This is a genomic window from Acidobacteriota bacterium (assembly GCA_028875725.1).
Lineage (GTDB): Bacteria > Acidobacteriota > Thermoanaerobaculia > Multivoradales > Multivoraceae > Multivorans.
On sequence record JAPPCR010000006.1, the window covers coordinates 109601 to 136051 of the forward strand.

The following is a 26451-nucleotide window of genomic DNA, read 5'->3' on the forward strand; positions in this document are numbered from 1 at the left end:
GGGTGCGCCGGCGTCCACGCCGGCATCCGGGCCGAGACGACACACCGACCAGCCGACAGACCATCACGAGAGACGAACAGATGACATTCCCGACGATCGACCCGGCCGCGCTCACCTACGACGACCGGGGCTTGCTGCCCGTCGTCGTCCAGGACGTGCTCTCCGGCGCTGTGCTGATGCTCGCCTACGCCAACCGCGAGGCGGTGGAGCTGACCCTCTCGACCGGTCAGGCCCACTTCTTCAGCCGTTCCCGCCAGGAGCTTTGGCGCAAGGGCGCGACCTCCGGCAACACGCAGGCGGTGGTCGAGGTGCTCCAGGACTGCGACCGTGACGCCCTGCTGGTGCGGGCGCTGCCGGCCGGGCCGGCCTGCCATCTCTACACGCGGAGCTGCTTCGAGCCGAACGCCGCCGAGTTCGAGCTCGGCTGGCTGCGCCGCGTGCTCGCCGAGCGGGCGGAAGCACAGCCGGAGGAGAGCTACACCGCCCGCCTGCTCGAACAGGGCGTGGACCGCATCGCCCGCAAGGTCGCGGAGGAAGCGGGGGAGACGGTGATCGCCGGCGTCCGCGCGGACGCGGAACCGAAGTCCGCCGAGCGTCGTGGCGACCTCGCGGCCGAAGCCGCCGACCTGGTCTACCACCTGCTCGTCCTGCTGCAGGCAACCGGCGTCGAACTAGCCGACGTGGCCGCTGAACTGGGCCGCCGCCACCAGGATCTCGGGAAGTCGCCGTCATGAGCCGGCCCGCCGCCGCCATCGCCCACACGCGCGAGTTCCTGGCCGACACGTCAACGCCGCTCGGCGTCTACCGAAAGCTGGCGGCCCGCGCGGACGGCGATGCTGCTGGCCGGCGCTTTCTCCTCGAGAGCGTCACCGGCGGCGAGCACGTTTCGCGCTACAGCTTCCTCAGCGCCGGTCCGTCCCAGGTCTGCCGGGTCTACCTCGACCGGCTCGAGATCGAGGACTGCCGGAACGGCCGCGGCGTGCAGGTGCAGACGGGCGACCCCCTGGTCAGGCTTCGGCGCCTGCTCGACGGCGTGGCCGGCGATCCCGCGCCACCGCTGCCGTTTGCCGGCGGCTGGATCGGCGCCTTCGGGTTCGACGCGATCCGGCTCGCCGAGCCGTGCCTGGTCGACCATGTGGCCGGCCGGCCGCCGGACCCGTTCGGTCTGCCGGTAGCGATTCTCGCGCGCTACGACGAAGTGCTGGTCTTCGATCATGCCCACCAGCGGATCCTCGCGGTGGCGAATGAGATCGAGGGTGAGAGCACGGCCGCCGACGCGGAGACCCGTCTCGAGGAGCTGCAGTCCGTACTCGAGACCCGGGGTGAGGCGATGGCGGCGCGGGTCGAGGACCGGGGACTCAAGGCGGAAACGGCCGACCCCACTCTGAGCGACGAGGAGTACTTCGGCGTCGTCAACAAGGCCAAGGAGTACATCGCCGCCGGCGACATCTTCCAGGTCGTGCTCGCCCGCCGCTGGGCGCTCGACCTCGACGTGCCGCTGACGACGGTCTACCGGGCCTTGCGCCTGGTCAACCCGTCGCCCTACATGGTGCTGTTCGAGGCGCCGGAGGTGTCGCTGATCGGCGCATCGCCCGAGATGCTGGTGCGCCGGACGGGTCGGCGGCTGGAGATGCGGCCGATCGCCGGCACCCGGCCGCGCGGCGGGAACCCCGTTGAGGACCGGGCCCTGGCCGAGGAACTGATGGCCGATCCGAAGGAGCGCGCCGAGCACGTGATGCTGGTCGATCTCGGCCGCAACGATCTGGGGCGGGTGGCGTCTCCCGGCGCCGTCTCGGTCGAGGAATTCATGGTGATCGAGCACTACAGCGATGTGATGCACATCGTCAGCTCGGTCGAGGCGGAGCAGGCGGCGGGCGGCGGCAACGGCGCCGGATCGGCCCTCGACGCTCTCCTCGCATGCCTCCCGGCCGGCACGCTCTCCGGGGCGCCGAAGATCCGGGCGGTGGAGATCATCGACGAGCTCGAGCCGGAGGCACGCGGCATGTACGGCGGCTCGGTGGGCTACTTCTCGTTCGGCGGCGATATGGACACCTGCATCACGATCCGCACCCTGGCGCTCGTCAACGGGGAGGCCTCGATCACCGCCGGGGGCGGCATCGTCGCCGACTCGGATCCGGTGCGCGAGGCGCAGGAGACCCGCGACAAGGCGGCGGCGCTGCTGCGGGCCGTGGCCCTGGCGCGCGAGCTGGAGGACCGGGCATGATCCTCGTCGTCGACAACTACGACTCGTTCACCTACAACCTGGTCCAGATGCTGGGCGGTCTCGGCGCCGAACTCGAGGTGGTGCGCAACGACGTCGAGAGCGTGGCGGACCTGCTGGCGCGCGACGCCGACGGAATCGTCCTGTCGCCGGGGCCCGGCCGGCCCGAGGACGCGGGCGTCTGCATCGAGTTGCTGCGGGCCCGGCCTAAGACGCCCCTGCTGGGCGTCTGTCTCGGCCACCAGGCGCTCGGTTCGGCGTTCGGCGCCACGGTCAGCCGGGCGAAGACGCTGATGCACGGCAAGACATCCGAGGTCGAGCACCGGGGAGTGGGCCTCCTGGACGGCTTGCCGTCGCCTTTCGTGGCGACCCGCTATCACTCTCTCGCCGTGGAGGAGGGTAGCCTGCCGCCCTCGCTCGAACCCCTGGCCTGGACCGGGGACGCGACCCTGATGGCGATGCGCCACCGGGAGTTGCCCTATTGGGGGGTTCAGTTCCACCCCGAGTCGGTGCTTACCGATACGGGCCCGCAGCTACTCCAGAACTTTCTCGACTACTGCGAGGCAGCGCATGAGTGATCTCGACCTTTCCGCCCTGCTGAGAACGACGATCGCCGGCGAGGATCTTCCGGCGGCGACGGTGGAGGAGCTGTTCGGTCGCCTGATGGACGGCGAACTCTCGGAGGTCTGGAAGAGCGCGTTCCTTGTCGCGCTGGCGGCGAAGGGAGAGTCGGTCGGCGAGATCGCCGGCGCCGCCCGGGCGATGCGCGCGCGCGCGGCGCGCGTCGAGCACGGGAGTTCCGGCGTGATCGACACCTGCGGCACCGGCGGCGACGGCAGGGGCACGTTCAACATCTCGACCGCGGCCGCGCTGGTCGCGGCGGCGGGCGGCGCCCGCGTCGCCAAGCACGGCAACCGCGCTGTGTCGAGCCGGTCCGGCTCGGCCGACGTGCTGGCCGCGCTGGGCGTGAGGCTCTCCGGCTACACGGAGGCGCTCGGACGTTGTCTGGACGAGGTCGGCATCGTGTTCCTCTTCGCGCCGATGCTGCACCCGGCGATGGCCCAGGTCATGCCCGTGCGGCAGGAACTCGGCGTGCGCACCCTCTTCAACGTGCTGGGGCCCCTGACCAACCCCGCAGGCGCGAAACGGCAGTTGATCGGTGTCTTTTCGCCCGACCTCGTCGAACCGATCGCGCGGGTCCTGCTCGAACTCGGCAGCGAGCACGCTCTGGTCGTGCACGGCGACGGCCTCGACGAGATGACGACCACGGGGCCGACCGCGGTCGCCGAGGTCCGGGACGGCGAGGTCAGTACGTATGAGGTCCGGCCGGGCGACTTCGGTGTCGCCGCGGCGTCGCCTGAGGACCTGCTCGGCGGCGACCCGGAGCGGAACGTCGAACTGATGCGCGGCGTGCTCGACGGCGGGAAGGGGGCGCTGGCCGACATCACCTGCCTGAACGCCGGGGCGGCGCTCTACGTGGCGGGCAGGGCCGACAGTCTCGCGGCTGGCGTCGCCGCGGCGTCCGAGGTCCAGGGTTCCGGCGCGGCTGCCGCGAAGCTCGCGGAACTCGTTGGCTGGACCGGTTGGGACGAGGAAGGCGGCGGTGACTGAACCCGTGCCCGAAGTACCCGACATCCTGCGCCGCATCTGCGAGCAGCGGCGCCGGCGCGTGGCCGCTGGCAACGCGGGCGTCCAGTCTGGATCCGCTTGCGTGTCCGACGCCCCCGGCCGCCGCTTCCTCGACGCGATCTCCGCTCGCCGCGGCCGGGCTGTGATCGCCGAGATCAAGATGGGTTCTCCCAAGCTCGGCGACCTGCGCGACCGTTTCGATCCGGTCGCGCGGGCCGCGGCCTACGCCGATGCCGGGGCGGCCTGCCTGTCCGTCGTGGTCGAGCCGGACCACTTCCACGGAAGCTACGAACTGCTGGCCGAGTGCGCGGCCGCGTCCGGGCTGCCGGCCGTGGCGAAGGACTTCGTCGTCTCCGACGTGCAGCTTGAATGGGCGCGGGAGGCTGGCGCCTGTGCCGTGCTGTTGATCGCGGCCCTCTACGATGCAGCGGAACTGCGCCGTCTGGCCGGGCTTGCCCGCGGCCTCGGGCTGGTGCCGCTGATCGAGACCCACGACGACGCGGATTTCGAGAAGCTCCGTCCGATGGCTCACGACGATGGGCCGGAGCGGAGCTCCAACTGGGAACTGGTCGGCATCAACAACCGCGACCTGCGCACCTTCGCCGTCGACCTCGAACGCAGCGCCGACCGCGTCGGCTGCCTGCCGTCGTCGGCCCTCAAGGTCGCCGAGTCGGGCATCCACAGCGCCGCCGACCTGGCGAAACTGCGGCGGGCCGGCTTCGACGCCTTCCTGATCGGCGAACGGCTCGTGCTTTCCGGCGACCCGGCCGCCACCCTGGTCGAACTACTGGGCCGACCGGCGGCGCAGGAGGTGGCCTCGTGAAGGTCAAGATCTGCGGCGTCACCACACCCGCCGACGCCCGTCTCGCCGTCGACTTGGGCGCCGACTTCATCGGCCTCAACTTTTGCCGTCCGAGCCCGCGGTGGATCGATGTCGACGAGGCGGCCCACATCCGTCGCCGCATCGGGAACCGGGCTCAGACCGTTGGCATCTTCGTCGACCCTACGCGCGAAGAACTCGAGACGATCGACCGCAAGGTCGGCCTCGACTACATCCAGTTCAGCGGCGACGAGAGCCCGGAACTCGTCGCCGGGTACAGCGACCGCGCCATCCGCGTCCGCCGTATCGGCGGCGCCGCGGCACCGGCCGCGGTCGCGGTCGCCGAGGAGGATTGCTGGGCGGTCCTGATCGACCGCGCCCACGATCGCCTCTACGGCGGCTCCGGCGAGAGCTGGGACTACGCCGCCGCGGCGGATCTCGTCCGGACGCCGGCCGGCGCCGGCGAGCCGCGCCGCCTGTTCATCGCCGGCGGCGTGCGCCCCGGCAACGTCGCCGAAGTGGCGGCGGCCGTGCCGGGCGCCTACGCCGTCGACACCTGTTCGGGCGTCGAGTCCGCTCCCGGCCGGAAGGACCGCGGCAAGCTGGAGCGACTGTTCGCCAACCTCAGAGCGGGAGCAGCACGATGAAGGTAAGGACCCCCCTCTCCGTCGCGGCGTTGAAGCCGGACGAAGGCGGGCGCTACGGCGTCTATGGCGGGCGCTACGCCCCGGAGACGCTGATGGCGCCGCTCGAGGAGCTGAGCCGCGCCTACGACAAGCTGCGCCGGAAGCGAACCTTCCAGCGCCGCCTCAACCACCTGCTGGAGCACTACGTCGGCCGCCCGACGCCGCTCTACTTCGCGGAGCGGCTCACCGAGCATCTCGGCGGCGCCCGCATCTACTTGAAGCGCGAGGATCTGCTTCACACCGGCGCGCACAAGATCAACAACGCCCTGGGCCAGGTCCTGCTGGCGAAGGAGATGGGCAAGACGCGGATCATCGCCGAGACCGGCGCCGGCCAGCACGGCGTTGCCACCGCGACGGCGGCCGCACTCCTCGGTCTCGACTGCGTTGTCTACATGGGCGAGGAAGACATGCGGCGCCAGCGCCTGAACGTCTACCGCATGCAGCTTCTCGGCGCCGAAGTGGAGGCGGTCGACGCCGGCAGCCAGACCCTCAAGGACGCGATCAACGAGGCGTTCCGCGACTGGGTGGCGAGCTTCGCCGACACCCACTACGTGCTCGGCACGGTGACCGGGCCGGAGCCGTATCCGCGGATGGTCCGCCAGTTCCACAGCGTGATCGGGTCGGAGGCCCGGCGGCAGTTGCGGCGCCTGGCCGGCACGCCGGATCCCGACGTGGCGGTTGCCTGTGTCGGCGGCGGCAGCAACGCGATGGGCCTGTTCTCCGCCTTCCTCGGCCAGCCGGACGTGCTGCTTGTCGGCGTCGAAGCCGGCGGCCGGGGACCCGAGCTGGGCGATCACGCGGCCCGGTTCTCGGGGGGGACGCTCGGCGTGCTCCACGGCGCCCGGACGCTGGTGCTCCAGGACGAGGAGGGCCAGGTCGTCGGTACCCACTCCGTGTCGGCCGGGCTCGACTACCCGGCGGTCGGCCCCGAGCATGTCTTCCTGCACGATCAGGGGCAGATCGAGTTCACCTCGGCGACCGACCAGGAGGCGATCGAGGGGTTCCATCTCCTGTCGGCGACGGAGGGCATCCTGCCGGCGCTCGAGTCCGCGCACGCGATCGCCGAGGTGACGCGCCGTGCGCCGGGGATGGACGGCGATCAGGTCATTCTCGTCAACCTGTCGGGCCGCGGCGACAAGGACGTCGAGTCCGTACTCGAGTACGACGCCGCTTCCGCGGCGCCAGGCAGGGGCGTCGAATGAGCCCCCGACGCAAGCGCCCCACACGGAAAGGCGCCATCGCCGCTTCCTTCGCCGCCTGCCGGAAGCAGCGGCGCTCCGCCTTCATCCCCTTTCTCGTCGCCGGCGACCCATCCCTCGAGGCCACGCCCGACCTGCTGCGCGCCCTGGTCGCCGGCGGCGCCGACGTGATCGAACTCGGCGTCGCCTTCAGCGACCCGATCGCCGACGGCCCGACGATCCAGCGCGGTTCGCATCGGGCGCTCGCCGCCGGCTCCTCGCTCAGCGCGGTGCTCGGCATCGTCGAGCGCCACCGGGAGGAACTCGGCGTTCCGATCGTCCTCTTCACCTACTACAACCCGGTCCACGCCCGCGGCGTCGAGGCCTTCGCCGCCCAGGCCGCCGGCAGCGGTGTCGACGGCGTCCTCTGCGTCGACCTGCCGCCGGACGAGGGCCTGCGCGAGCTGCAGCCAGCACTCGAGGAGCGGGGGGTCGATTCGATCTACCTGATCGCCGCCACCAGCACCCGCGAGCGGATCGACCGCGCCGCCGCGGCGTCGAACGGCTTCGTCTACTACACCGCCCGCTCTGACGTCACCGGCGAGCGGGAGGACCTGATCCCCACGCTGGCCCGCGAGGTGAAGCGCGTGCGCCGTCGTGTGCGCCTGCCGGTAGCCGTCGGTTTCGGCATCTCGACTCCCGAGCAGGTCGAGGAAGTGGCCCAGGTCGCCCACGGCGTCGTCGTCGGCAGCTCCCTGGTGCGCCTGGTCGAGGAGAATGCAGCCGAAGCGGACCTGGCCGCGCGCCTGGAGCACCGCGTCACCGAGCTGACCGCGCCGCTGCGCCGGTAGTCCCGAGTCATAGACTCTTCGGGATGGAACTGCGGACGAAGAAGACACGATCCAGTCGATTGCGTCCGCGCCTTCTGCAAGTAGTGCTGCCGGTCCTGATCGCGGCCATCGCCGCGCTGGCCAGCCCGGCCGCCGGGGCCCAGCCCGCCGCCGACATCGAACTCACCGTCCGTCTGTCCGCGGTCGCCACGCCCGACGAGGCCCCCGCCGGCGACGTAACGATCCACTTCGTCGACGCGGCCACCCGCGAGCCGGTGAGTTCCTACGTTGTCCAGGCCGCACCGCCGGAGCCCATCGTCCAGGTCACCGTGCCGGCGCTCGAGTCGCGGTCCGGCTGGCTTCTCTGGGCTCGGTCGGAGGGCTGGTGGAGTCCTGCCGCGTTCATCTCGTGGGATGAGCGGGAGGGCTCGCTGACCCTTGTGCCGGAAGGCATGGTGCGGTTTGCCGTCGACGGCACGGATACCGCCGTGGACTTCCTGGAGACGGGCAAGGTCTGGATCGACGGGCGGGTCTACAGGCGTCGCTCCCGCCTCGACCGCGGCCTCTACGGCGGTCCCTGCGAGGTGGACCGGGAACCGGACCGCCGCGAGGTGCTGATCGCCTGCCCGTTTGCCAGGGATGAGGAGGTGGAACTGCGGGTACGGCTGGGTCCGTTCCTGCCCCTGCTGCGGTCCGAAGTGACGGTCGAGGAAGACACGGATCTGGGATTGGTCGAGCCCGTCAGGGGCGCGCGCGTGACCGCCAGCCTGGCCTCGCCGGACGGTTCCAGTCACCAGTTTCGCTTGCGGCAGCGGGATGGCTTCATGGCTCTCGGCTGGGTTGCCTGGACGGACTCCGGAGGCGCCTTGACGTTCGAAGGCCTTTCGCCGGCGGCCTACGAGCTCCACCTCACAGGTTCCGACGGCGACAGTTGGCCGGTGCGCATCGAGTCGCTGTCCGACCAGATCGACCTGGGCCAGCTCGTCTCGTCCGCCGGGAACCTGCTGACCGTTTTTTTCCTGACGCCGAGCGTCCTGGAGATCGATCTGAAACCGACAGTGTGGTCAGTGACGCTGGGGCCTGATGGCGAGGTGGAAGACCGGGAGGGCTTGTTCGAGTTCGATGATCGTGGAAGCGAAGGCTCCTTTCTGTGGCGGGGCCTCTCGCCGGGCGACTACGAAGTCAACATCGAGGACGATCGCGGCAACCGTTGGGGCCACGAGGTGCTCCAGTTCTTCGGCCAGGACCACCACTACGTCGAACTGGACGCGGTGCCGCTGGTCGGCCGGATCGAGCGCGGCGGAGAGCCGCTCGAAGACGCGATGGTCTGGTTCGGCGGAATGTGGGGCTTCGAACGAATCTCCTTCCGGAGCCGCGAGGAGGGCCGCTTTAGCGGCCTGCTGCCGAGGGAGGGCTTCTGGCCGGTGGAGGTGACCCCCGCCCCCGGCTGCGATCCCTGCGAAGGCGATTGGAGGTCGGATGGCTGGGACGGTTTCGACGACCGGGAGGTCAACGACGCCGGCATCTTCGAGGTCGAGGCGGATGCCGATGGCGTGGCGCGCGTCAGCATCGAGTTGCCGGCCAGCGTGGTCAGCGGTCGGGTCGTGAGGAGGAACGCCGGGACGGGGGCTTCCGTACCGGTGGGAGGCGCGTATGTCTGGGTCAATGCGCTTGACGAAGTGGCAGGTGAGCGCCTCGACCACGCCCTGCCGAGCCGTTGGCGCAGAAAGACCGATGCCTCCGGGGCGTTCCAGGTCACCGGCCTGCCGGACTGGGAGTACACCCTCTACGCAGAAAGCTGGATGGACGGGCCGGAGGTCCGGTCGGAAGAGCTGCAGATTCGGGTCGCGGATGACGACCGGATCGAGGATCTCGAACTTCGATTGGATGACCTGCGGCCGGTGGCGATCGCGATCCGCTCCGGAGGCGTTCCCGTGTCCGGCGCGCAGACGTTCGTGCTCTATCCGGCCGGTTCGCGACGGGTCGACTCGAACAGCTACACCGACGCCTCAGGCGTCGCCTCGCACCACCTGCCGTTGGAGGCGGAGGCGGTAGATGTCGTCGCGCGGCTGGAAGGCTTCGGGATGATCGGCTGGCGCTTCGATGTCCGGGATGGCGCGCCACTCCAGGTCGAGATGTCGCCAGTACGCGGCGCGCTCCGCGTGCCTGCGCCCGAGTCGGATCCTCGTAACGGCGCCCAACTGGCGGATGCCTGGATCGTCACACCGGGTGGAGCGTCGATCAGGGTGTTTCACACGCTCCGGGCGATAGACAATCGAGGCCAGATTCGGTCCGATGGAGACGAGTCCGTCGTCAGGGATCTGGCCCCGGGGACCTATTCGTACTGCTTGCCCGACAGCGCCTGCACCAGCGTCGAGGTCGTCCCGTGGGGCGAGAGCCGAATCCGCGACTAGCCGCTCGCTACCGCGACGGCACCCTTGCCCCGTCGCGGACCAGTGACATCTCGCCCGTCGTCTCGTCCCGGACGCCGACGACGACCTGGTAGTCGCCTTCGGCCAGGCTGACCGACACCTCGAAGCGGAAGGCGCCATCGGTGGCCTGGACGTCGCCGGCGGGTCCAACCGGCACCGTCATCTGGCGTACGGACGTTCGGCCGCGTTTCTCCTCGTCGACCGCGAGCAGGAGAAGCCGGAGCCGGCCGCCTGGTCCACCGGCGCCGGGCACCAGCAGGACGGCATCTTCGGGCACGACGATGCTGACCGGTTGCCGGTGCACCTTCTTCTCCCTCGGGGTCGTAGCGCCCAGGTCGACCGCGATGTCGAGCGGATTCGGCGTGCTGCCGAGGTAGGCCGCGGAGATCAGTCGTTCCGCGAGTTGCTCATCCTGGGTCTTGTCGCGGTAGGACCGGCGGTACTCCACGCTGCGGCCCTGGGCGGCGTGGGGTGCGAGTTCGACCTTCAGGCGGCGTACTTCGCCCGACCTCCGCTCATCCGGGGAGAAGCCCAGCGAGTAGGTGGAGGCAAGCTGCTCCGTCACGTCGTCAAGCAGGTCGGCCAGGTCGTTCGAGTTGAGAAGAGCCTTGCCGCCGGTTTCGGACGCGAGCTGCTGCAGGCCGCCCTGGATGTTCGTCCAGTGCAGCCGGTCGTTCTGGTACGACGGCGCGGCGCCATCGAACGACATCGACTGGCTGAGCCCGGTGCGGATGCCGCCGGCATCCAGCGTGAAGAGAGTGACCCGGTTCGCGTTGGCGTGCGCCGTGAGCTGCTGGAAACGGCGGGTTTCGTCGTGCCGCTGGGCCGCGGCGTTCGTCTCGGGGACGATGCGCGGGTCGTTCGGGCAGAGGTCCTGGGCGATGTAGTCGAAGGCCGAGAGCCCGGGCTGCTGGGGCAGTCCGTCACTCATGTACACGATCGCCTTCCGCCCGGGGATTCCGGCGAGGGTGCTGGTCAGGTCGGCGAGCCCGTCGGCGGCGATCGCGGCGCGATTCGCCTGCTCGACCGCGTACGTGTCGGCCAGCGCCATGAGTTGGCCGGTGTTCTGGCAGCCCCGGCTGTTCACGTTGATCTCCTCCAGAGTGAACTGCCGGGACCGCTGGTTCCGGACGGCGCGGGCCAGCCCCTTGGGGCGTTTGGACGCGGCCTTGAGGATCGCGTCGAGGTCCCGGGTCGGCGGCACGACGACTTCCAGCCGGTTGACGAAACGCGCGTACATGAAGCGCGCGTTCAGGGACCGCCACGACTCGACCGCCTTCTCCAGACGCCGGAGCAGCCGCGAGCGGTTGGGCGGGAAGAGGTTCGCGTCGTCCATGTAGAGGACGACGGTGAGTGAGGCGGGATCGGCCGCGACCTCGGCATCGGACGGCTCGGCATCGGCGGCCGGCGCGGCAGTCCGGTCCGCTGGCTCGGCCGGTTGCCCCAGTATCTCCGACTCGAAGAAGTTCGTGATCTCGACCGGTTCGCCATCCACGTAGAGCTCGAAGTCGTCGCGGGTCAAGCCCCTGACCGGGCGGCCGTTGCGCTCCGTGACCACGACGTCGACTTCGACGACCTGCACGTCGAGGGTGTCGATGTAGGTCTGGTCGGGCTGCGCCTGAACCGCGGCGGTGCCGGCGAGGACGAGCAGCACCGCCGTCGTGGTGAAGGGAAAGTGGTTGTTCATGCGCGCGAGTGCGTTCTGCTGCAACGTCTGGCCTCCCTCGGCGGCCGCCTACCCCGACGGCACGGATACTGGTACGCGAATCAGGGAAGTCAACCCCGTTCTCTCGTCCCGGATTCCCACCGCGACCTGGTAGTCCCCTTCGGGCAGGTTCATCGCCACTTCGACGCGGTAGTTGCCGCCCTCGGCCGCGACGCCTGCCGCGCCGCCGACGTCGATCGCCTTCTGCCGGACGGTAGTCCGGACGCCCTTCTCGTCCTCGACGGCGACCAGCCAGAGACGGAGCTGGGCGCTCGGGTTTGGGGACGCGCCGTCACTGCTGGGCAGGCTCAGGACCGACTCCACGGGTACGGAGACGCCGACCGTCAGTTCGTGGACCTCTTTCTCCAGCAGCCTTGTGTCGCCGAAGTCGACGACCGCTTCGAGCGGATTCTCGGGGTTGCCGAGGTAGGCGACCGAAAGAAGCCGCTCGGCGAGCCGCTCGTCCAGTGACTTGTCTCGGTAACTGCGGCGGTACGCGATTCTGCGTCCCTTGTCGGCGCCGGGAGCGAGTTGTACGGAGATCTGCCGCACTTGGCCCGGTTTGTGTTGCTCGGGGACGAAACCCAGGGAGTAGGAGGCCGCGAGCTGACGGGTCATGTCGTCGAGGAGGATCGGCAGATCATTCGCGTTGATCAGGGCCTTGCCTCCGGTCTCGTGGGCCAGCAGGTGCAATCCGCTCTGCGCGTTCATTGCCATGAGGCTGACGTTGTGGAAGCTCGGCGCCAGCCGGGGATTGTCCAGCGAGATGTCGGTGTTGGCGCTTCGCACTCCGCCTGCATCCAGGCCATAGAACGTGACGCGATTCGCGTTGGCGTGAGCCGAGATGCGGTTGAAGCGTCGGCTTTCGTCGTACTGCACCATCTCCGCCATCGTCTCCGAGGGCGCGCTGGGGCGCAGGTCTCTGCAGAGTTCATTCCCGAGGTACTCGAGGATGGAGATACCCGGACGCTGCGGCAAGCCGTCGGTCATGTAGACGACTGTCTTCTTTCCGGGTACGCCGGCGAGCGTCGTGACGAGATCCGCTAGGCCGTCGGCCGCGATGGCCGTGTTCGTCGCCTGGTTGTCCGCGTACTGGCGTGCCAGCGACAGGAGTTCACCCCAGTTGTCCTCGCAGGGACGGCAGTACGGTACCTGCCGGCAGAACTCGTAGCTGTCGATCAGGCTCCTGATCGCGAAGCGGCGGGCGCCTTCGCCGTTCTGGATCGCGCGTGGCGATCCCTTGGGCACGGTCGCGGCGCCTTCGAGAATCGCGTCCAGGTCGGGAGTCGGCGGCACCAGAACCTCGAGCCGGTTGACGAACCGCGCGAGCATGAAGCTCGCGTCCATCGACCGCCACGGTTCGACCGCGGCCTCCAGGCGCCGCAGCAGTCGGGTGCGGTGCGACGGGAAGATGTTGGGATCATCGAGGTAGAAGACGACGGTCAGCGGGCCTTCATCCGCGGCGCCCGATGTCTCTTCGTTGCGAACGGCAGGGCGTTCCTTCTTACGGCGCCCGGTCTGCTCCTCGACGTAGATCGCCGACTCGTAGAAGTTCGCGATCTCCACCGGCCGTCCGTCCACGTAGAGCTCGAAGTCCTCGCGAGCCAACCCGCGGACCGGACGACCCTTCCTGTCGGTGACGACGACGTCGACCTCGACTACCTGGACGTCGACCGAGTCGACGAAGGGCTGGTTGGGCTGAGCTTGCAGTGCCGCTGCCAAGGCGAGGCACAGCACCGACGCCAGGGCCGGCGCCGATCCCGGACCGCGTTCAGGTCGCGTCACCATGATGCCTCCCATGCTCCATCTGGAGCCTGCTGGTCGATCCTGACGCGTAGTGAAGCAACTTCCGTGCCGGGAATGGACCTCGGCACCCGCCGGGGGCGCCGCCGGCAGACTGCGAGCAGATCCTCTGCCCACTACCATACAGGCCTGTTGCAGAGGCCATTCCGATGACGTCCCGCTCGTCCGCGGCGCTCCAGGCGGTGGTCGCCGGCATCCTCTTCTCGACCGGCGGCGCGGCGGTCAAGGCGACGGAGCTCGACGGCTGGCAGGTCGCCGGGACACGCTCCCTGATCGCGGCCGTCGTGCTGCTGGTCGCCATTCCGGCGGCGCGGAGGTGGGCCGGCGGCCCTGACGGGACGAGTCGAGTCGCCGCCATCGGCTGGTGGCGCAGCCCGGCGCGGCGCAGCGCGCTCCTCCTCACCGTGGGGACCGGCTGTTGCTATTGCCTGACACTGGTGCTCTTCGTCCACGCCGCGAAGCGGACAACGGCGGCCGAGACGATCTTCCTGCAGTCGACGGCGCCACTCTTCGTCTTGCTGCTGTCGCCGATCCTCCTGCGGGAGCGACTGGGCTGGCGGCGACTCTTGTTCGTGCCACTCTTCGGCGCGGGCCTGGTGATGGCCTTCTTCGGCGGCGCCGAAGCGGTTGCATCGGCGCCCGATCCCCGCACCGGCAACGTGCTCGCCGTGTTCTGCGGCCTGGCGTACGGCCTGACGCTGATGGGTCTGCGTGCCGCCGGCCGTTCGCCGGCCGCGCGACCGGTCCGTGCGGCCGGCGCAGCGTCCTCTCTCGGGGATGGCGAGGACGTGCGCGCAACTGGGATCGCCGCCGCTGCCTGCGGCAACGTGATCGTCTGCCTTGCGTGCCTGCCGGTCATGGCGACTCTCACCGCCGCAGCTCCCGGCGACTTCCTGGTCGTGGCGTATCTCGGGCTGTTCCAGGTGGCCCTCGCCTACGTCTTCGTAGCCCGAGCCGCGAGCGTCCTGCAAGCCCCCGTCGTCGCGCTCCTGCTGCTGCTGGAGCCCGCGCTTACCCCTGTCTGGGCGATGTGGTTCCACGGGGAGCAGCCGCACCTGCTCACCTGGCTGGGCGGTGCGGTCATAGCCGTGGCGACGGTGCTGCTGGCGGCGGTAGTCCGGTCGCCGAAGGAGTAGGCGCCCTCCCTCTCTGCTAAACAATCGTCCTTTGCGGCGTCTTCTCCACTGAACCCACCCGGGCGGCGGCGCGGAGCCGGCGCACTCGGGAGCCAAGGAGGCGCCGTTTGACGATCGCAAGCGTTTCGATGACCGAAAGGCCGCCCGCAGCTCCTCCCGTCGCGCCGGACTCTGCCGGGGACACGCTGCAGGGGCTCTTCGAGGAGCACCACCGGCTGATGTTCCACACGGCCTACCGCGTCACGGGCAACGCTTCCGACGCGGAGGACGTGCTGCAGACGATCTTCCTGCGGCTGCTGAACCGGCCGCCGCAGTCCCTGGACACGGCGAAGGCCGGCGGCTACCTGCGGCGGGCGGCGATCAACGCCTCGCTCGACCTGATCCGTTCGCGCAAGCGCTCGCGCCTCGTGGCACTGGACCAACAGGTCCTCGAGGAAGTAGGGCCGTCGTCGGCCGTCGAGAGCGATCCGGCGCGGCGCTTCGCTTCGCTGGAACTGCGTGACCGGCTGCGAAGGGAACTCGCCAAGGTCAACCCGCGAGCGGCCGAGATGTTCGTGCTGCGCTACTTCGAGGGTTACCGGAACTCGGAGATCGGGCCGATGATGGGTACGTCGCGCATGACGGTGGCGGTGACACTGCACCGGCTGCGCAAGCGCCTGGGCGCGGCGCTCGCGGCGGAGGACGCGGCAGTCGTCGCGGCCGGGGAATCGAAACAGGACGGACAGGAAGGCCAGGAAGAAGAGCGGAGGAAGCAGCAATGAGCGACCGCAACCAGATGAACCGGACCCTGATCGAGACCGCGCAGGCGATCGCCGCGGAGCGGCCGCCGGCCGATGTCGAGGCTGCCGCGGCCGCACGCGTGCGGCAGGCGCTGACCGCCGCCGCTGGCGATGCCGCCGGAGCCGATGCGCCCGACGCGGACGTCGATGCGAACGCGACGCTGACTTCCTGCGCCGACTACCAGGCGCGCATGCCGGCCCTGGTCGCCGGCACGTTGCCGGAGGCGCAGTGCCTCCTGGTGGAGGACCACGCCCGCGAGTGCATCCCCTGCCGCAAGCACCTGCAGGCGGTGCGGGCCGGCCGCGCGGTGTCCGACGTTGCCGGCCCCGTGGCGCCGGCGCGGGTCGGCCGCTACTACGCGGCCGCCGCGGCAATGATCGGTGTGGCCGTGGCGGGCGTGTGGATCAGCCAGCGCGTGCTCCTGCCGCCCCAGAACGGCATCGTGCAGGTTCAGAGTGTTGACGGCCGGATGTTCGTGGCCGGCGACGACCGCGGGGCGGACCTCGTTCCGCTCGGCCCCGGCGACGCGATCGACGGCGGCGACCGCATCCGCACCGGCGCCGGCAGCCGGGCGGTACTCGAGCTCGCGGACGGTTCCAGGGTCGAGGCCGCGGGACTCACGACGTTCCGCGTCGACGCCCGGCGCAGCGGCCATCGCGTGCGGGTCGACCGCGGCAGCGTGATCGTCCAGGCCGCGCAGCAGGAGAACGGTTCGCTGATCGTGTCGACCGCGGAGATGCTGGTGGCGGTCAAGGGCACGATCTTCGCCGTCACCCACGGCGTCAAGGGGTCGCGGGTGTCGGTGATCGAGGGCGAGGTCGAGGTCGAGAAGGGCCGCGAGCGCCACAACCTGCTCGCCGGCGATCAGTTCCGCAGCCGTCCGACCCTGGTGGCGATGACGCTGCAGGAGGAAGTCGGCTGGAGCCAGGACGCGGACCGCTACCTCGCCCTGCTCGAGGAGTTCAAGTCGCTGCGCAGCGAACTGAACCAGTTGATGGAGGCGACGCCGGCGCGCCACTCGACCCGCCTGCTCGACCTGATGCCGGCCGATACGAAGATCTATGTGGCGATGCCGAACGCCCCGGCGACCTTGAGCGATCTGTTCGCACTCGTGCGGTCGCGCGCCGAGGCGAGCGGTCTGTTCGCCGAGTGGTGGTCCGAGTTCGAGGCCTCCGGCGCGGTCGGCACGATCGACGACGTGATCGGGTTGCTGGGCGAGCTCGGCGAGACGATGGGCGACGAGACGGTGGTCGCGCTCGCCGGCGGGATCGCCGACAACACGGCCCGCCCGTTGATGGTCACGGAGGTGTCGGATGCCGTGGCCCTGCGCGAGGCCCTCGAAGGACACCTGGAGGAGTTGGGCGATGCGATGGGCGACGAGGGCGCACCGGTCATCGTCGAGGATCTCGATGCGGCGGCAGAGTCGGACGGCGTGCTCCTGGTCTGGATCGCCGACGACCTCGCCGCGGCCTCGCCTTCGCTCGCGGCGCTTCGCACCGTGGCGGCGCACCGGGACGGCGCCGCCAATCCGTTCGTGGGCTCGCGGCTGCATGGCAGGCTCGCGGAGCGTTACGCCGCCGGCGCGGAGCTGCTGGCGGCGGTCGAGCTGGCGACGGTCGTGGCTGAACTGGCGGACAGCGACGACGGGGACGGCGATGACGGGGATGCCAGGGGCCTCGCGTTCAGCGGGCTCGACCACGTCGAGGATCTGGTCGCTTCCCGGACCCAGGACGGCGACCGGGCGAACCTCACCGCGACCCTGAGCTTCGACGGCCAGCGATCCGGGATGGTCTCCTGGCTGTCCGAGCCGGGAACCAACGGCGCCCTCGACTTCTTCTCTCCCGACGCGTCCTTCGTCGCCGCCGGCGTGATCGAGGATCCGCTGACGATCTACGACGAGTTCCTGGAGTTCCTCGCCGGGCTGGGCGGGGAGATGGACGGGCCGCCGGCCGAGATAGAGAGTGAACTGGGCATGTCGATTCGCGAGGACTTCCTCGCGCACCTGGGTGGCGAGTACGCCGCCGGCATCGACGGTCCGGTCCTGCCTTCGCCGGCGTGGAAGGCGGTCGCGTCCGTCTACGATGCGGAGGGCCTGCAGAACTCGATCGAGACGCTTGCCCGGAAGGCGAACGACCGGCTGGCGGACGAGGGCGTGGGCATGGCGATCGCGATCGACGAGCAGGAGTCGGGCGGCCGCACGGTCTACCGTCTCTCGGTCGAGATCGACGACGCGGATGGCGACGGCGGGGAGGCGGATGAAGACGACGACTCCCTCGAGGGAGTGCTCGAGAGCCTTGTGGAAACTCCCGAGATCTTCTACACGTACTTTGATGGGTACATGGTGAGCGCGTCCAGCGTGGCAACGATCGACACCGCGATCCGCTATCGCGGCAGCGGCGCCTCGCTGACCTCGAGCCAGCAGTTCCTCGATCTGCTGCCCGAGAACGGCTACGCGGACTTTTCCGCGATGGTCTACAACCGGCTCGCCGAGACGGCCAGCGAACTCTTCGACCTGCTGCCGACGGAGGTCGCAGGTGACGACCAGCAGGCCGTCGTCCAGGCGATCGAGGAGTCGATCACCAGCCAGGGGGCGTCCCTCTACACGGTGTACGCGGGCCGCAGCGAGATCGTCGTGACCTCCAGCGGTCCGAGCCTGCTGGCCTTCACCGGGCTTGGTCCATTGCTCGGACTCCCCAATCTTCTCCAGGGCCTGGATTCGATCGACGACGGCGCCGATCCCGAAGGGGAGAGCGAACCGGGGGTCGTAGCGGACGATCAGGTCGCTGAGAGGCTGCCAGCGCTGCCCAACACCCGCTTGAGGCCCGCCGCCTGATGAGTGAGGCGCCGCCGGTCATCGACCTCGACGGTCTCGGGGTTCGGTTCGGCCGGCACCAGGTGCTCGACGATCTGCGTGGCGCCTTCTCGGGCCGCGCGATCGGCCTCCTGGGACCCAACGGCGCCGGCAAGACGACGCTGCTGAACACCCTGCTCGGTTTCTACAGGCCGACCGCCGGCACGGCCCGCCTGTTCGGCATGGACATCACGGCTCAGGGCCGGGAACTCCGGCGTCGGGTCGGCTACATGCCGGAGCGGGACGCCTTCATCGCCGGCATCTCCGGCGTCCGCTTCGTGCGGCTCATGGCGGAGGTTTCCGGGCTGCCTCCCGAGGCCGCCCTGGAGCGCGCGCACGAGGTGTTCTTCTACGTCGGGCTGGGCGAAGCGCGCTACCGCAACGTGGAGACCTACTCGCTGGGCATGAAGCAGTTGCTCAAGCTGGCCCAGGCGATCGCTCACGGTCCGAGCCTTCTCTTCCTCGACGAGCCGACGAACGGTCTCGACCCGCCGGCCCGCCTGCGCATGCTGCGGCTGATCCGGGAGATTCGGGACTCGGGCAGGGCGCGGATCGTCGTCTCGTCGCACCTGCTCCGGGACGTCGAGGAGTGCTGCGAGGAAGTGCTGGTCCTGAACCGGGGCCGGATCGCCACCTACTGCAACCTGGCCGAAGAACGGCGCGCCAACCGCCGGTTCCTCGAACTCGACCTCGCGGCGGAGCGCGAAGGCGCCGGGAGCGGCTTCCGGGCCGCGATCGAGGGGCTCGGCTGCGAGGTCGCCGTGGTCAACCGCCGCCGGATCAAGGCCGTCCTGCCGCCGGGTGTGGAGGTGCGCCACATCTACGCTTCGGCGATCCAGCAGGACGTGACGATTCGCCGCCTGGACTACAAGCGCACTTCGCTGGAGGACATCTTCCTTCAGGCGATGGAGGGCGACGATGGCCGTCTATGACCACGGCTACAAGGGCTACGACGGTCCGCTGATGCCGGCGCGGAGCCGCTTCCTGGTCATCAGCCGCTACGGCCTGCGCGACGTCTTCGCGTCCCGGCTGTTCCTGGCCTTCTTCGCCTTCTGCTTCGCCTGGCCGCTGGTTCTGCTCGGCGCCATGTACCTGCGCTACAACGCGGAGGCGCTGACCCTGATCAACCTCGATTCGGCCGACCTGCTCGAGTTCGTCCAGGTCAACACCTGGTTCTTCCAGAACCTCTTCCTGCGCGTCCAGTTGAACCTGGCGTTCGTCGTCGTGCTCGTCGTCGGGCCGTCGCTGGTGTCGGCCGACCTGCGGAACCGGGCGATGCCGCTCTATCTCTCGCGGCCGCTGACGCGGACCGACTACGTGCTCGGCAAGCTCGGCGTGCTCGGCGTCCTCGTCTCGGCGATCACCTGGGCGCCGGGGCTGCTCCTGTTCGTGATCCAGGCGTCGCTCGGCGGCCGCGAGTGGCTGCTGGAGCACTGGCGGGTCGCGCCGTCGATGGTCCTCGTGTCGGTCGTCTGGCTTCTCTGCATGTCGCTGCCGATGCTGGCGATCGCGGCCTGGGTGAAGTGGAAGCCCTGGGCCCGGATCGTTTTCATGGGCGCGATCCTGACGGGCACGGCCTTCGGCTCGTTCTACAAGGAGTTCTACGACTCCTGGCTCGGCAGCATGGTGGTCGCCTTCGACGTGACGGACGCGCTCTCCGCCTCCGTGTTCGGCACACAAGGGTCGGTCGAGATGCCGGAGGCGGCCGCCTGGCTCGCGGCGGCCGCCCTGGCCTCGCTTTCGGCGGCTCTGCTCTACCGGCGCGTGCGGGCCTTCGAGATCGTCAAGTGAGCGACGATCGCAACATCGTGATCCGCGACGTCTCGAAGTTCTACGGCGACGTGCTGGGCGTCAACCGGGTCGACCTGGAGATCGAACCTGGCATCACCAGCCTGGTCGGCCCGAACGGCTCCGGCAAGAGCACGCTGATGAACCTGCTCGCGGGCCTGCTGCGGCCGACGCGGGGCGAGATCAGCGTTCTCGGCCTCCCGGTGACCCGACCGCAGGATCTGTTCCGCCGTTTCGGCTACTGCACCCAGTACGACTCCTTTCCGCGCGGCGCCACCGGCTGGCAGTTCGTCTTTTCCTACCTGCTGCTGCACGGCCTGGACCGCGGCGAGGCGGAACGCCTGACCGCCCGGGCGCTGGAGCGGGTCGGCCTCGTCGACTCGGCGCACCGCCGGATCGCCGGCTACAGCAAGGGCATGCGGCAACGGATCAAGCTGGCCCAGGCCATCGCGCACGGGCCGCAGGTCATGGTGCTCGACGAGCCGCTCAACGGCCTCGATCCGATGGTGCGCGCCGAGACGATCGAGCTCTTCCGTCAACTGGCCGGCGAGGGCCAGCACGTGCTCATCTCGAGCCACATCCTGCACGAGGTCGACCTGCTCTCGGACCGCGTCATCCTGATCTCGAACGGCTACATCGTCGCCGAAGGCGAGGTGCCGGGCATGCGGGCGGAAGTCGAGGAGGTCCGCGAGCAGCCGCTCCAGGTCTTCGTGCGCTGCGATCGCCCGCAGTGGCTCGCCGGCCGCGCCTTCGAGTTGGACCACGTCACCGAGGTGCAGCTTCACGACGACGGCGGCGGGCTCCACCTGCGAACGCGCGACGCGGACCGCTTCCTGCGCCTCGTCGCCGAACTGGTCGCCGAGGGCGGCGTGGAGGTCGAGGCGGTGGGCCCCGCGGACAGCGACCTGCAGGCCGTCTACCGCTACCTGGTTGACGAAGAGGAGGAGCCCTCGTGACGGTGGCTCAGGAGTCGGCGGCGCGTCCGCGCCTCGACTGGGCGCTGCTGGCCCGGCAAGTCGGCGGACTCGTGCGCCTGGAGTTGCGCCGGCTGCTCCTGACCCGCAGGGCGGTGATCCTGGGGCTGGCCTCGGCGGTTCCGGTGGCGATCGTCCTGCTGGTCGGCTCGATCCCGATCGGCGGCCAGACGGTGCTGGAACGCTTCGGCAACCGGATCGTCTACGAGACGATCTTCGAGACGGTCTTCCTCGGCGCGATCCTGTTCTTCGGTTGCCTGTACGTCTTCTTCAACCTGTTCCGGGGCGAGATTCTGGAGCGCAGCCTGCACTACCTGCTGCTGACGCCGCTTCGTCGCGAAGTCGTCGTGGCGGCGAAGTACGTGGCCGCGGTCGCCGCCGTGGCGGTGCTGTTCATGGCCAGCACCGTGTTCAGCTATGCCTTGATCTACCTGCCCGTCGGCTTCGCGGGAGCGATCGAGGACCTGACCGCCGGCCCGGGCGGCCGGCATCTCGTGGCCTACCTGGGCGTGACCCTGCTCGCCTGCATCGGCTACGGCTCGCTGTTCACGCTCGTCGGCATGGTGTTCCGGAACCCGATCATCCCGGCCGGCGCCCTCTACGTATGGGAGATGCTGCACTTCCTGCTGCCGCCGGCGCTCAAGAAGCTCAGCGTGATCCACTACCTGAAGGGCCTGCTGCCGGTGCCGCTTTCCGACGGTCCGTTCGCTGTGGTCGTCGAACCGCCGCCGCCGGCCGTCTCCGTCCTCGGCCTGCTCGCCTTTGCCGCCGTCGTGCTCGCGGCGACCGCCCTGATCATCCGCCGCATGGAGATCCGGTACACCGAGGACTGATCACTGGGTGAGCGGGTCGTCTGACCCGCCGCCGCCGCAGGCGGCATGAAGAACGCGCCGGCCGCAGTCCGGCTCGATCTGCCACCATTGCCTTGTGGCCCCCATCGACATCGGCGGCGTTGCCGTACCGGAGCACGCCCTGACCTTCAAGTTCGTTCGCTCTTCCGGCCCCGGCGGTCAGAACGTGAACAAGGTCGCGACGGCTGCGCAGTGCCGCCTCGACCTCGACGCGGCCGGTATCGAGGGACCTTTGCGGCGTCGCCTGGAGGCGTTGGCCGGGAAGCGCCTCACGGTGGCCGGCGAGATCGTCGTCTCCGCCGATACCCACCGGACCCAGGCCCGCAACCGGGCCGAGGCGCTCTCCCGGCTCGGAGCGATGATCGAGGAGGCTCGTGAGGAGCCGCGGCCGCGCCGCCCCACGCGGCCCTCTGCCGGCGCGAGGGAAAGGCGGCTTCAGGACAAGCGACGGCGCGGCGAGACGAAGAGGCGCCGCGGTCCGGTCGGTCCGGAAGACTAGGAGTGTCGGTTACCTGAGCCCGCCGCGGCACGACACGGTCGTGAAGTGGCCACGGTCCGCCGTTTCCAGGTCGATCTCGATGTCCTGGCCGCGCGTCAGCTCCTCCCAGACCGGATGGTCTGACGGCGGGCAGGCGAGCTCAGCCACCATGCGCTCGCGTTGACGACCCGGCATGACCATCAGGTCGCCCGCGAACTCGGGAATGACGATGACGCGGTGGATGAGCGTATCCACACGTTCCAGTTCCCTGCCGACCCAGACCCTGGTCCACCCCTGCCGCAGCCGTTGCGGCGACGGGAAGTCCAGGCTGTGGCGGTAGACGAGGTCGGCGCTGACGTGAGGCGGAGAACCGCAAGAGACGGGCGCCACTGCGGCGACGATCAGCGGTAGAAGCACGCGGCGCATGGCGGCGCAAAACCTACCGCACTTGACCCCGCCCGCGACAGGCCACCGCTATGCTCCACCCATGCGAACCCGGATCCTGCTCGTTTGCTTCGCGCTGGGCCTCGCGGTGGCGCCCATCGCACCGGCCGACGACTGGCCGCAGTGGCGGGGTGACGAGCGCCGCGGCGTCTGGCACGAAGACGGCATCCTCGAACGCTTCCCCGAAGGCGGCCTCCGCTTCGTCTGGCGCGTGCCGATCGGCGCGGGCTACGGCGGCCCGGCTGTAGCCGCCGGCCGCGTGTTCGCGACCGACTTCGAACGGCTGCCCGGGAACCGCGGCCGCGAACGCCTGATCGTGCTCGACGAGGCGACCGGCGAGAAGCTCTGGGAGCACGCCTGGGAAACCGGGATGGCCGGGCTCATGCCCGCCTACGCAAACGGCCCGCGGGCAACCCCGACGGTCGATGGCGACCGGGTCTACGTGCTCGGCTCGGCGGGCTACATGGCGGCGCTCTCGGTCGAGGACGGCCGCGTGCTCTGGCGGCACGACCTGGTGGCCGACTACGAGGCGCCGGTTCAGGCCTGGGGTTTCGTCGGCGCGCCGCTCGTCGACGGCCGCCAGATCATCACCCTGGTCGGCGGCGAACCCGACGCCATGGTCGTGGCGTTCGATCGGGGGACCGGCGACGAGCTCTGGCGCTCGATGGAGGTAGGCAACGAACCGGGCTACAACCCGCCGGTCATCTACGAGCTTGGCGGCCGGAGCCACCTCGTCATCTGGCATCCGAAGGGCATCGCCGGGCTCGACCCGGATGGCGGCGAGGTGTTCTGGCAGTTCCCCTACGAGGTGGAGTACGGGCAGACGATCGCGACGCCGATCCAGGACGGCAACCAGCTTCTCGTATCGTCCGCGTCGCACGGCTCGACGCTGATTGAGGTCGCCGCCGCGTCAACCGGAAAGCCCGAGGCCCGGATCGTCTGGAAAGGCAAGAGCACCAGCAAGGAGGACCTCGACGGCCTCCACGCCTTCAACTCCACGCCCGCTTTCGACGGTGACGTGATCTACGGCATCGGCGGTCAGGGCGCGCTGCGCGCCATCGACCGCGCCACCGGCAAGGAGGTCTGGGCGACCTTCGAGCCGAGCGAGGACGCCCGCATCGCCACCGCCTTCCTGGTCCGGAACGGCGACCGCTACTTCATCAGCAACGACCGCGGCGAACTGATGATCGCCCGCCTGAGCCGCGACGGTTACCACGAGATCGACCGGACGCGCCTGCTCGAACCGACCACCCGCAGCGTCCGCATCCGCCGGGAGCTCGGCAAGCTCCTCTGGGTGCACCCCGCTTACGCGAACGGTCACATCGTGCACCGCAACGACCGGGAGATCGTCCGCGCGTCACTCTTGGAGGAGTAGGAGAGAAGGCGCCGAGTACTCGGGGGAGAACATGAAGCGAAACCGCAGTCTTCTGGTCGCATTAGTGGTCATCCTCGCTGGCTTCGCCCTGTATCTACTGCTGTCGAATGGCCCGGGAGACGATCCGGCGGAAGCCGGGTCAACTCAGACAGTCGCGAGCACCGACTACGCGGATCTGGTCTCCCTCTTCGGGGACTTTCGGTCCTTCCAGCAAGCGGGAACCGGCAACATCCAGTCCTATTCGCAGAGCGGCTGGATCCTGTCCAACCTCGACGCGACGCCGGACTTCTCCGCCGATGCAATGGCGGAGAAGTACCGTGAACTGGGGACGTTTCAGGAGAGGTTGAAGTCGATCGATCCGACGGGCTGGCCGGTCTCAGAACAGGTCGACTACCACCTTGTCCGGGCGGAGATGAACGGCTACGAGTTCCAGCACCGGGTTCTCAACCCATGGTCCACGGATCCCGGCTTCTACAACGACGTCATCGCCACGTTCGCCTGGGTAGCTGAACCGCCCCTCCAGGCGAACGAGGTCGCGGATCTGCAAGCAAGGCTCAGATCGGTACCCGATCTGGTGCAGCAGGCGAAAGAGAATCTTCAGGACTTCTCGCTGATCGCCGCGGACCTGGCCACTCTGGCGGTTCTCTCCATCGGAGACACCAGATCGTCCTATGAATCGCTCGCGAAGGGCCTGAGGATTCACCATCCGGAACTCGTGGCGGACGTCGGCCCGGCGCTGACCGCTCTCGACGACTATGAGGACTGGATACGGTCCAACGAGCACCGGATGACGGGCACGACCGGGGTAGGCAAGGAGAACTACAACTGGCTGCTCAGGAACGTCTATCTGTTTCCCTATACCTGGGAGGATATTCGTACGATCGTCGAACTCGAGGATAATCGCGTGATCACCTTTCAGCGACTGGAAGAGAACCGGAATCGCGACGTTCCACCCCTCGTACCCGTCGGGTCACAGGTCGAGTACAGGGAAGGCATCGAAGAAGCAGTCGATCACGTCATGGACTTCCTGCGCGAGGAGGAGATCTTCACTGTGCACGACTTCCTCGTGCCGGATGACTACTTCGACTCGCGGCTCTACGGAAAGGGGTACTCCCTGGAGGATCCCTGGCCCGAGACCCACGACTACTTCTTCAATTTCTCCCACCGGGAAGCCGTCATGGAGAACACCCATGAGCTGGTCGGCCATCATTTCGACATGCTCAGGGCGGAGCGCGACGATCGGCCGATCCGTGGCGGCGAGCGGCCGTACAAGATCTCGACAGCTCGCGACGAGGGCCTTGCGTTTGCCCTCGAAGAACTGCTGATGCATGCGGGCTACCTGGACGGGCGCAATCCCCACGGCAGGGAAGTCACCTATGAACAGGCGGCTTTCCGTACCGTGCGCGCACTCTCCGACATCTACATGCACAGCGGCGACTGGAGTCTGGAAGAAGCGACGCAGTTCTGCATCGACAACGCGCCGCATGGCGAGTTGCTGGAGGGCAGCCACCATCTCTGGTTCGAGCTGGATACGACTCTGCGCGGCGTGGGGCATCACATGCTGATGGTCCTGGGGAAGGTCCAGTTCATGAAGCTGATGCGAGACCGCGCCAATCAACTTGGCGACGACTTCGTCCTGCGGGAGTTCCTGGACGAGGTCTACGCGGCGGGCCAGATCCCCTGGTCGCTCACTCGGTGGGAGATGACCGGCTACGACGACGAGGTCTCACGACTCTGGTAGCGCAGGCGGCTCCTGCTTCCGCGCCTGCCGGGCCCGGGAGACCGCAGTACTCACCAGACCCACTATCAAGCCCACCACGGGCGCGAGCAGCCACACCGTGGCCCAGAGCGAGTCCGGATCCTCCTCGATCTTCTCCAGGCCGCCCCGGGCGAAGTGCAGAAAGGCGATCGAACTAGCGGGCACACTGAACCAGGGATCGCGAAGCGCGGCCCCGACGGCCGATTCCTCTTCGCCCGAGCTCGCCGCTTCGCCCGGCGGACTCGCCTCGTCGTCTTTCGGCCTCTTCTTCGAATCGGTGGCGCCAATCAGACCGGAGGCCACGGCGAGAATCGCGATCCCCAAGGCCGCCAGGAACCACACGGCCCGGTCTGTTGCTGGCGGCTCGGCGACCAGGTCAAGGACGAACCGCGAGAACAGAATGAACACGCAGAAGATCGCTGGCACCTGGTACCAGGGGTCGGTGAACACGGTCGCCTCGTGCCAGACCGGGCCCGTTCGCGGCGTCTCTGCTTCCGGTGAAGTGTCGCTCGGGCGACGGCGACGCAGGGCGACCAGCGTCGCGACCGCGGCCGTCGCCAGCGCCACCGCATAGACCATCGACACCGGAGACGTGCGCAACGCCTCGATGCTCAGGAGACCGGCGTTGCCGCCGGTCGTGACGAGCCCCATCAGCACGATGAGCCTGGGCCCGGGCTTGGACTCGTCGTACTTTTCCTTTCTCGCGGTCAC

The 26451-nt window shown here is 69.1% G+C and carries 23 protein-coding genes; 19 read left to right on the forward strand and 4 right to left on the reverse strand.

Translation table 11 applies throughout. From position 1 onward, the window contains the following. Positions 1–80 precede the first annotated feature (80 nt). From hisIE to OXI49_02585, 9 genes are read left to right on the forward strand one after another with little or no spacing between them, the layout of a single operon-like run. The gene (hisIE, locus tag OXI49_02545) at positions 81–734 is read left to right on the forward strand and encodes a bifunctional phosphoribosyl-AMP cyclohydrolase/phosphoribosyl-ATP diphosphatase HisIE (protein MDE2689361.1); all 654 of its coding nucleotides are present in this window, start codon (positions 81–83) and stop codon (positions 732–734) included. Next, positions 731–2224: a chorismate-binding protein gene (locus OXI49_02550; GenBank protein ID MDE2689362.1), complete on the forward strand. Its 1494-nt coding sequence runs from the start codon at positions 731–733 to the stop codon at positions 2222–2224. The genes hisIE and OXI49_02550 overlap by 4 nt, the downstream gene beginning before the upstream one ends. Further along, a complete protein-coding gene (locus OXI49_02555; protein ID MDE2689363.1) occupies positions 2221–2799 on the forward strand; it encodes an aminodeoxychorismate/anthranilate synthase component II in 579 nt (192 codons plus the stop codon). The genes OXI49_02550 and OXI49_02555 overlap by 4 nt, the downstream gene beginning before the upstream one ends. Then, the gene (trpD, locus tag OXI49_02560; protein ID MDE2689364.1) at positions 2792–3832 is read left to right on the forward strand and encodes an anthranilate phosphoribosyltransferase; all 1041 of its coding nucleotides are present in this window, start codon (positions 2792–2794) and stop codon (positions 3830–3832) included. The genes OXI49_02555 and trpD overlap by 8 nt, the downstream gene beginning before the upstream one ends. After that, positions 3825–4673, forward strand: coding sequence for an indole-3-glycerol-phosphate synthase (locus OXI49_02565; GenBank protein MDE2689365.1), 849 nt, complete (start codon positions 3825–3827; stop codon positions 4671–4673). Before trpD ends, OXI49_02565 begins: the two co-directional genes overlap by 8 nt. Continuing rightward, on the forward strand, positions 4670–5317 hold the full coding sequence (locus tag OXI49_02570; protein ID MDE2689366.1) for a phosphoribosylanthranilate isomerase: 648 nt from the start codon (positions 4670–4672) through the stop codon (positions 5315–5317). The genes OXI49_02565 and OXI49_02570 overlap by 4 nt, the downstream gene beginning before the upstream one ends. Further along, positions 5314–6558: a tryptophan synthase subunit beta gene (gene trpB, locus OXI49_02575; GenBank protein ID MDE2689367.1), complete on the forward strand. Its 1245-nt coding sequence runs from the start codon at positions 5314–5316 to the stop codon at positions 6556–6558. Before OXI49_02570 ends, trpB begins: the two co-directional genes overlap by 4 nt. After that, a complete protein-coding gene (trpA, locus tag OXI49_02580) occupies positions 6555–7385 on the forward strand; it encodes a tryptophan synthase subunit alpha (GenBank protein ID MDE2689368.1) in 831 nt (276 codons plus the stop codon). Before trpB ends, trpA begins: the two co-directional genes overlap by 4 nt. 23 nt (positions 7386–7408) lie before the next feature. Beyond that, the gene (locus tag OXI49_02585) at positions 7409–9778 is read left to right on the forward strand and encodes a hypothetical protein (GenBank protein ID MDE2689369.1); all 2370 of its coding nucleotides are present in this window, start codon (positions 7409–7411) and stop codon (positions 9776–9778) included. A 7-nt stretch (positions 9779–9785) separates the two neighbouring features. Here the strand turns inward: OXI49_02585 and OXI49_02590 are convergent, their stop codons facing one another. Next, positions 9786–11507, reverse strand: a complete 1722-nt coding sequence (locus OXI49_02590) for a VWA domain-containing protein (protein ID MDE2689370.1) — start codon at positions 11505–11507, stop codon at positions 9786–9788. A gap of 24 nt (positions 11508–11531) precedes the next feature. Then, positions 11532–13286: a VWA domain-containing protein gene (locus tag OXI49_02595; protein ID MDE2689371.1), complete on the reverse strand. Its 1755-nt coding sequence runs from the start codon at positions 13284–13286 to the stop codon at positions 11532–11534. A 167-nt stretch (positions 13287–13453) separates the two neighbouring features. Here OXI49_02595 and OXI49_02600 point away from each other — a divergent pair, with 167 nt between their 5' ends. The 8 genes from OXI49_02600 (at position 13454) to arfB (ending at position 22183) form a co-directional block, all read left to right on the forward strand. After that, the gene (locus tag OXI49_02600) at positions 13454–14440 is read left to right on the forward strand and encodes a DMT family transporter (protein MDE2689372.1); all 987 of its coding nucleotides are present in this window, start codon (positions 13454–13456) and stop codon (positions 14438–14440) included. A 107-nt stretch (positions 14441–14547) separates the two neighbouring features. Next, positions 14548–15201 (forward strand): sigma-70 family RNA polymerase sigma factor, encoded by a 654-nt coding sequence (locus OXI49_02605; protein ID MDE2689373.1) that lies wholly within the window; start codon positions 14548–14550, stop codon positions 15199–15201. Continuing rightward, complete coding sequence (locus OXI49_02610) at positions 15198–18053, forward strand: FecR family protein (protein MDE2689374.1); 2856 nt, start codon at positions 15198–15200, stop codon at positions 18051–18053. Before OXI49_02605 ends, OXI49_02610 begins: the two co-directional genes overlap by 4 nt. Next, complete coding sequence (locus OXI49_02615; protein MDE2689375.1) at positions 18053–19003, forward strand: ABC transporter ATP-binding protein; 951 nt, start codon at positions 18053–18055, stop codon at positions 19001–19003. Before OXI49_02610 ends, OXI49_02615 begins: the two co-directional genes overlap by 1 nt. Next, positions 18990–19862: a hypothetical protein gene (locus OXI49_02620; GenBank protein ID MDE2689376.1), complete on the forward strand. Its 873-nt coding sequence runs from the start codon at positions 18990–18992 to the stop codon at positions 19860–19862. Before OXI49_02615 ends, OXI49_02620 begins: the two co-directional genes overlap by 14 nt. Next, complete coding sequence (locus tag OXI49_02625; GenBank protein MDE2689377.1) at positions 19859–20815, forward strand: ABC transporter ATP-binding protein; 957 nt, start codon at positions 19859–19861, stop codon at positions 20813–20815. Before OXI49_02620 ends, OXI49_02625 begins: the two co-directional genes overlap by 4 nt. Next, a complete protein-coding gene (locus OXI49_02630; GenBank protein ID MDE2689378.1) occupies positions 20812–21666 on the forward strand; it encodes a hypothetical protein in 855 nt (284 codons plus the stop codon). Before OXI49_02625 ends, OXI49_02630 begins: the two co-directional genes overlap by 4 nt. Positions 21667–21760: 94 nt before the next feature. Continuing rightward, positions 21761–22183 (forward strand): alternative ribosome rescue aminoacyl-tRNA hydrolase ArfB, encoded by a 423-nt coding sequence (gene arfB / locus OXI49_02635; GenBank protein ID MDE2689379.1) that lies wholly within the window; start codon positions 21761–21763, stop codon positions 22181–22183. Between the two features lie 9 nt (positions 22184–22192). Here arfB and OXI49_02640 read toward each other — a convergent pair whose 3' ends face one another. Then, positions 22193–22588: a hypothetical protein gene (locus OXI49_02640; protein MDE2689380.1), complete on the reverse strand. Its 396-nt coding sequence runs from the start codon at positions 22586–22588 to the stop codon at positions 22193–22195. Positions 22589–22649: 61 nt separating this feature from the next. On the opposite strand from OXI49_02640, the gene OXI49_02645 reads away from it, so the two are divergent. After that, positions 22650–23981 carry a PQQ-like beta-propeller repeat protein gene (locus tag OXI49_02645; GenBank protein ID MDE2689381.1) on the forward strand — a complete coding sequence of 444 codons (1332 nt, stop codon included), beginning with the start codon at positions 22650–22652 and terminating at the stop codon, positions 23979–23981. Positions 23982–24012: 31 nt separating this feature from the next. Beyond that, positions 24013–25722 carry a DUF885 family protein gene (locus OXI49_02650; protein ID MDE2689382.1) on the forward strand — a complete coding sequence of 570 codons (1710 nt, stop codon included), beginning with the start codon at positions 24013–24015 and terminating at the stop codon, positions 25720–25722. Here the strand turns inward: OXI49_02650 and OXI49_02655 are convergent. After that, positions 25708–26451 carry a hypothetical protein gene (locus tag OXI49_02655; protein ID MDE2689383.1) on the reverse strand — a complete coding sequence of 248 codons (744 nt, stop codon included), beginning with the start codon at positions 26449–26451 and terminating at the stop codon, positions 25708–25710. The genes OXI49_02650 and OXI49_02655 overlap by 15 nt on opposite strands.

Excerpts from the sequence above, each read along its gene's own strand:
- OXI49_02620 (MDE2689376.1), top strand. The coding sequence starts at position 18,990 with ATGGCCGTCTATGACCACGGCTACAAGGGCTACGACGGTCCGCTGATG.
- OXI49_02640 (MDE2689380.1), bottom strand. The coding sequence starts at position 22,588 with ATGCGCCGCGTGCTTCTACCGCTGATCGTCGCCGCAGTGGCGCCCGTC.
- OXI49_02645 (MDE2689381.1), top strand. The coding sequence starts at position 22,650 with ATGCGAACCCGGATCCTGCTCGTTTGCTTCGCGCTGGGCCTCGCGGTG.
- trpD (MDE2689364.1), top strand. The coding sequence starts at position 2,792 with ATGAGTGATCTCGACCTTTCCGCCCTGCTGAGAACGACGATCGCCGGC.
- OXI49_02555 (MDE2689363.1), top strand. The coding sequence starts at position 2,221 with ATGATCCTCGTCGTCGACAACTACGACTCGTTCACCTACAACCTGGTC.
- OXI49_02610 (MDE2689374.1), top strand. The coding sequence starts at position 15,198 with ATGAGCGACCGCAACCAGATGAACCGGACCCTGATCGAGACCGCGCAG.
- OXI49_02615 (MDE2689375.1), top strand. The coding sequence starts at position 18,053 with ATGAGTGAGGCGCCGCCGGTCATCGACCTCGACGGTCTCGGGGTTCGG.
- OXI49_02600 (MDE2689372.1), top strand. The coding sequence starts at position 13,454 with ATGACGTCCCGCTCGTCCGCGGCGCTCCAGGCGGTGGTCGCCGGCATC.
- trpA (MDE2689368.1), top strand. The coding sequence starts at position 6,555 with ATGAGCCCCCGACGCAAGCGCCCCACACGGAAAGGCGCCATCGCCGCT.
- OXI49_02650 (MDE2689382.1), top strand. The coding sequence starts at position 24,013 with ATGAAGCGAAACCGCAGTCTTCTGGTCGCATTAGTGGTCATCCTCGCT.
- trpB (MDE2689367.1), top strand. The coding sequence starts at position 5,314 with ATGAAGGTAAGGACCCCCCTCTCCGTCGCGGCGTTGAAGCCGGACGAA.
- OXI49_02585 (MDE2689369.1), top strand. The coding sequence starts at position 7,409 with ATGGAACTGCGGACGAAGAAGACACGATCCAGTCGATTGCGTCCGCGC.
- hisIE (MDE2689361.1), top strand. The coding sequence starts at position 81 with ATGACATTCCCGACGATCGACCCGGCCGCGCTCACCTACGACGACCGG.
- OXI49_02550 (MDE2689362.1), top strand. The coding sequence starts at position 731 with ATGAGCCGGCCCGCCGCCGCCATCGCCCACACGCGCGAGTTCCTGGCC.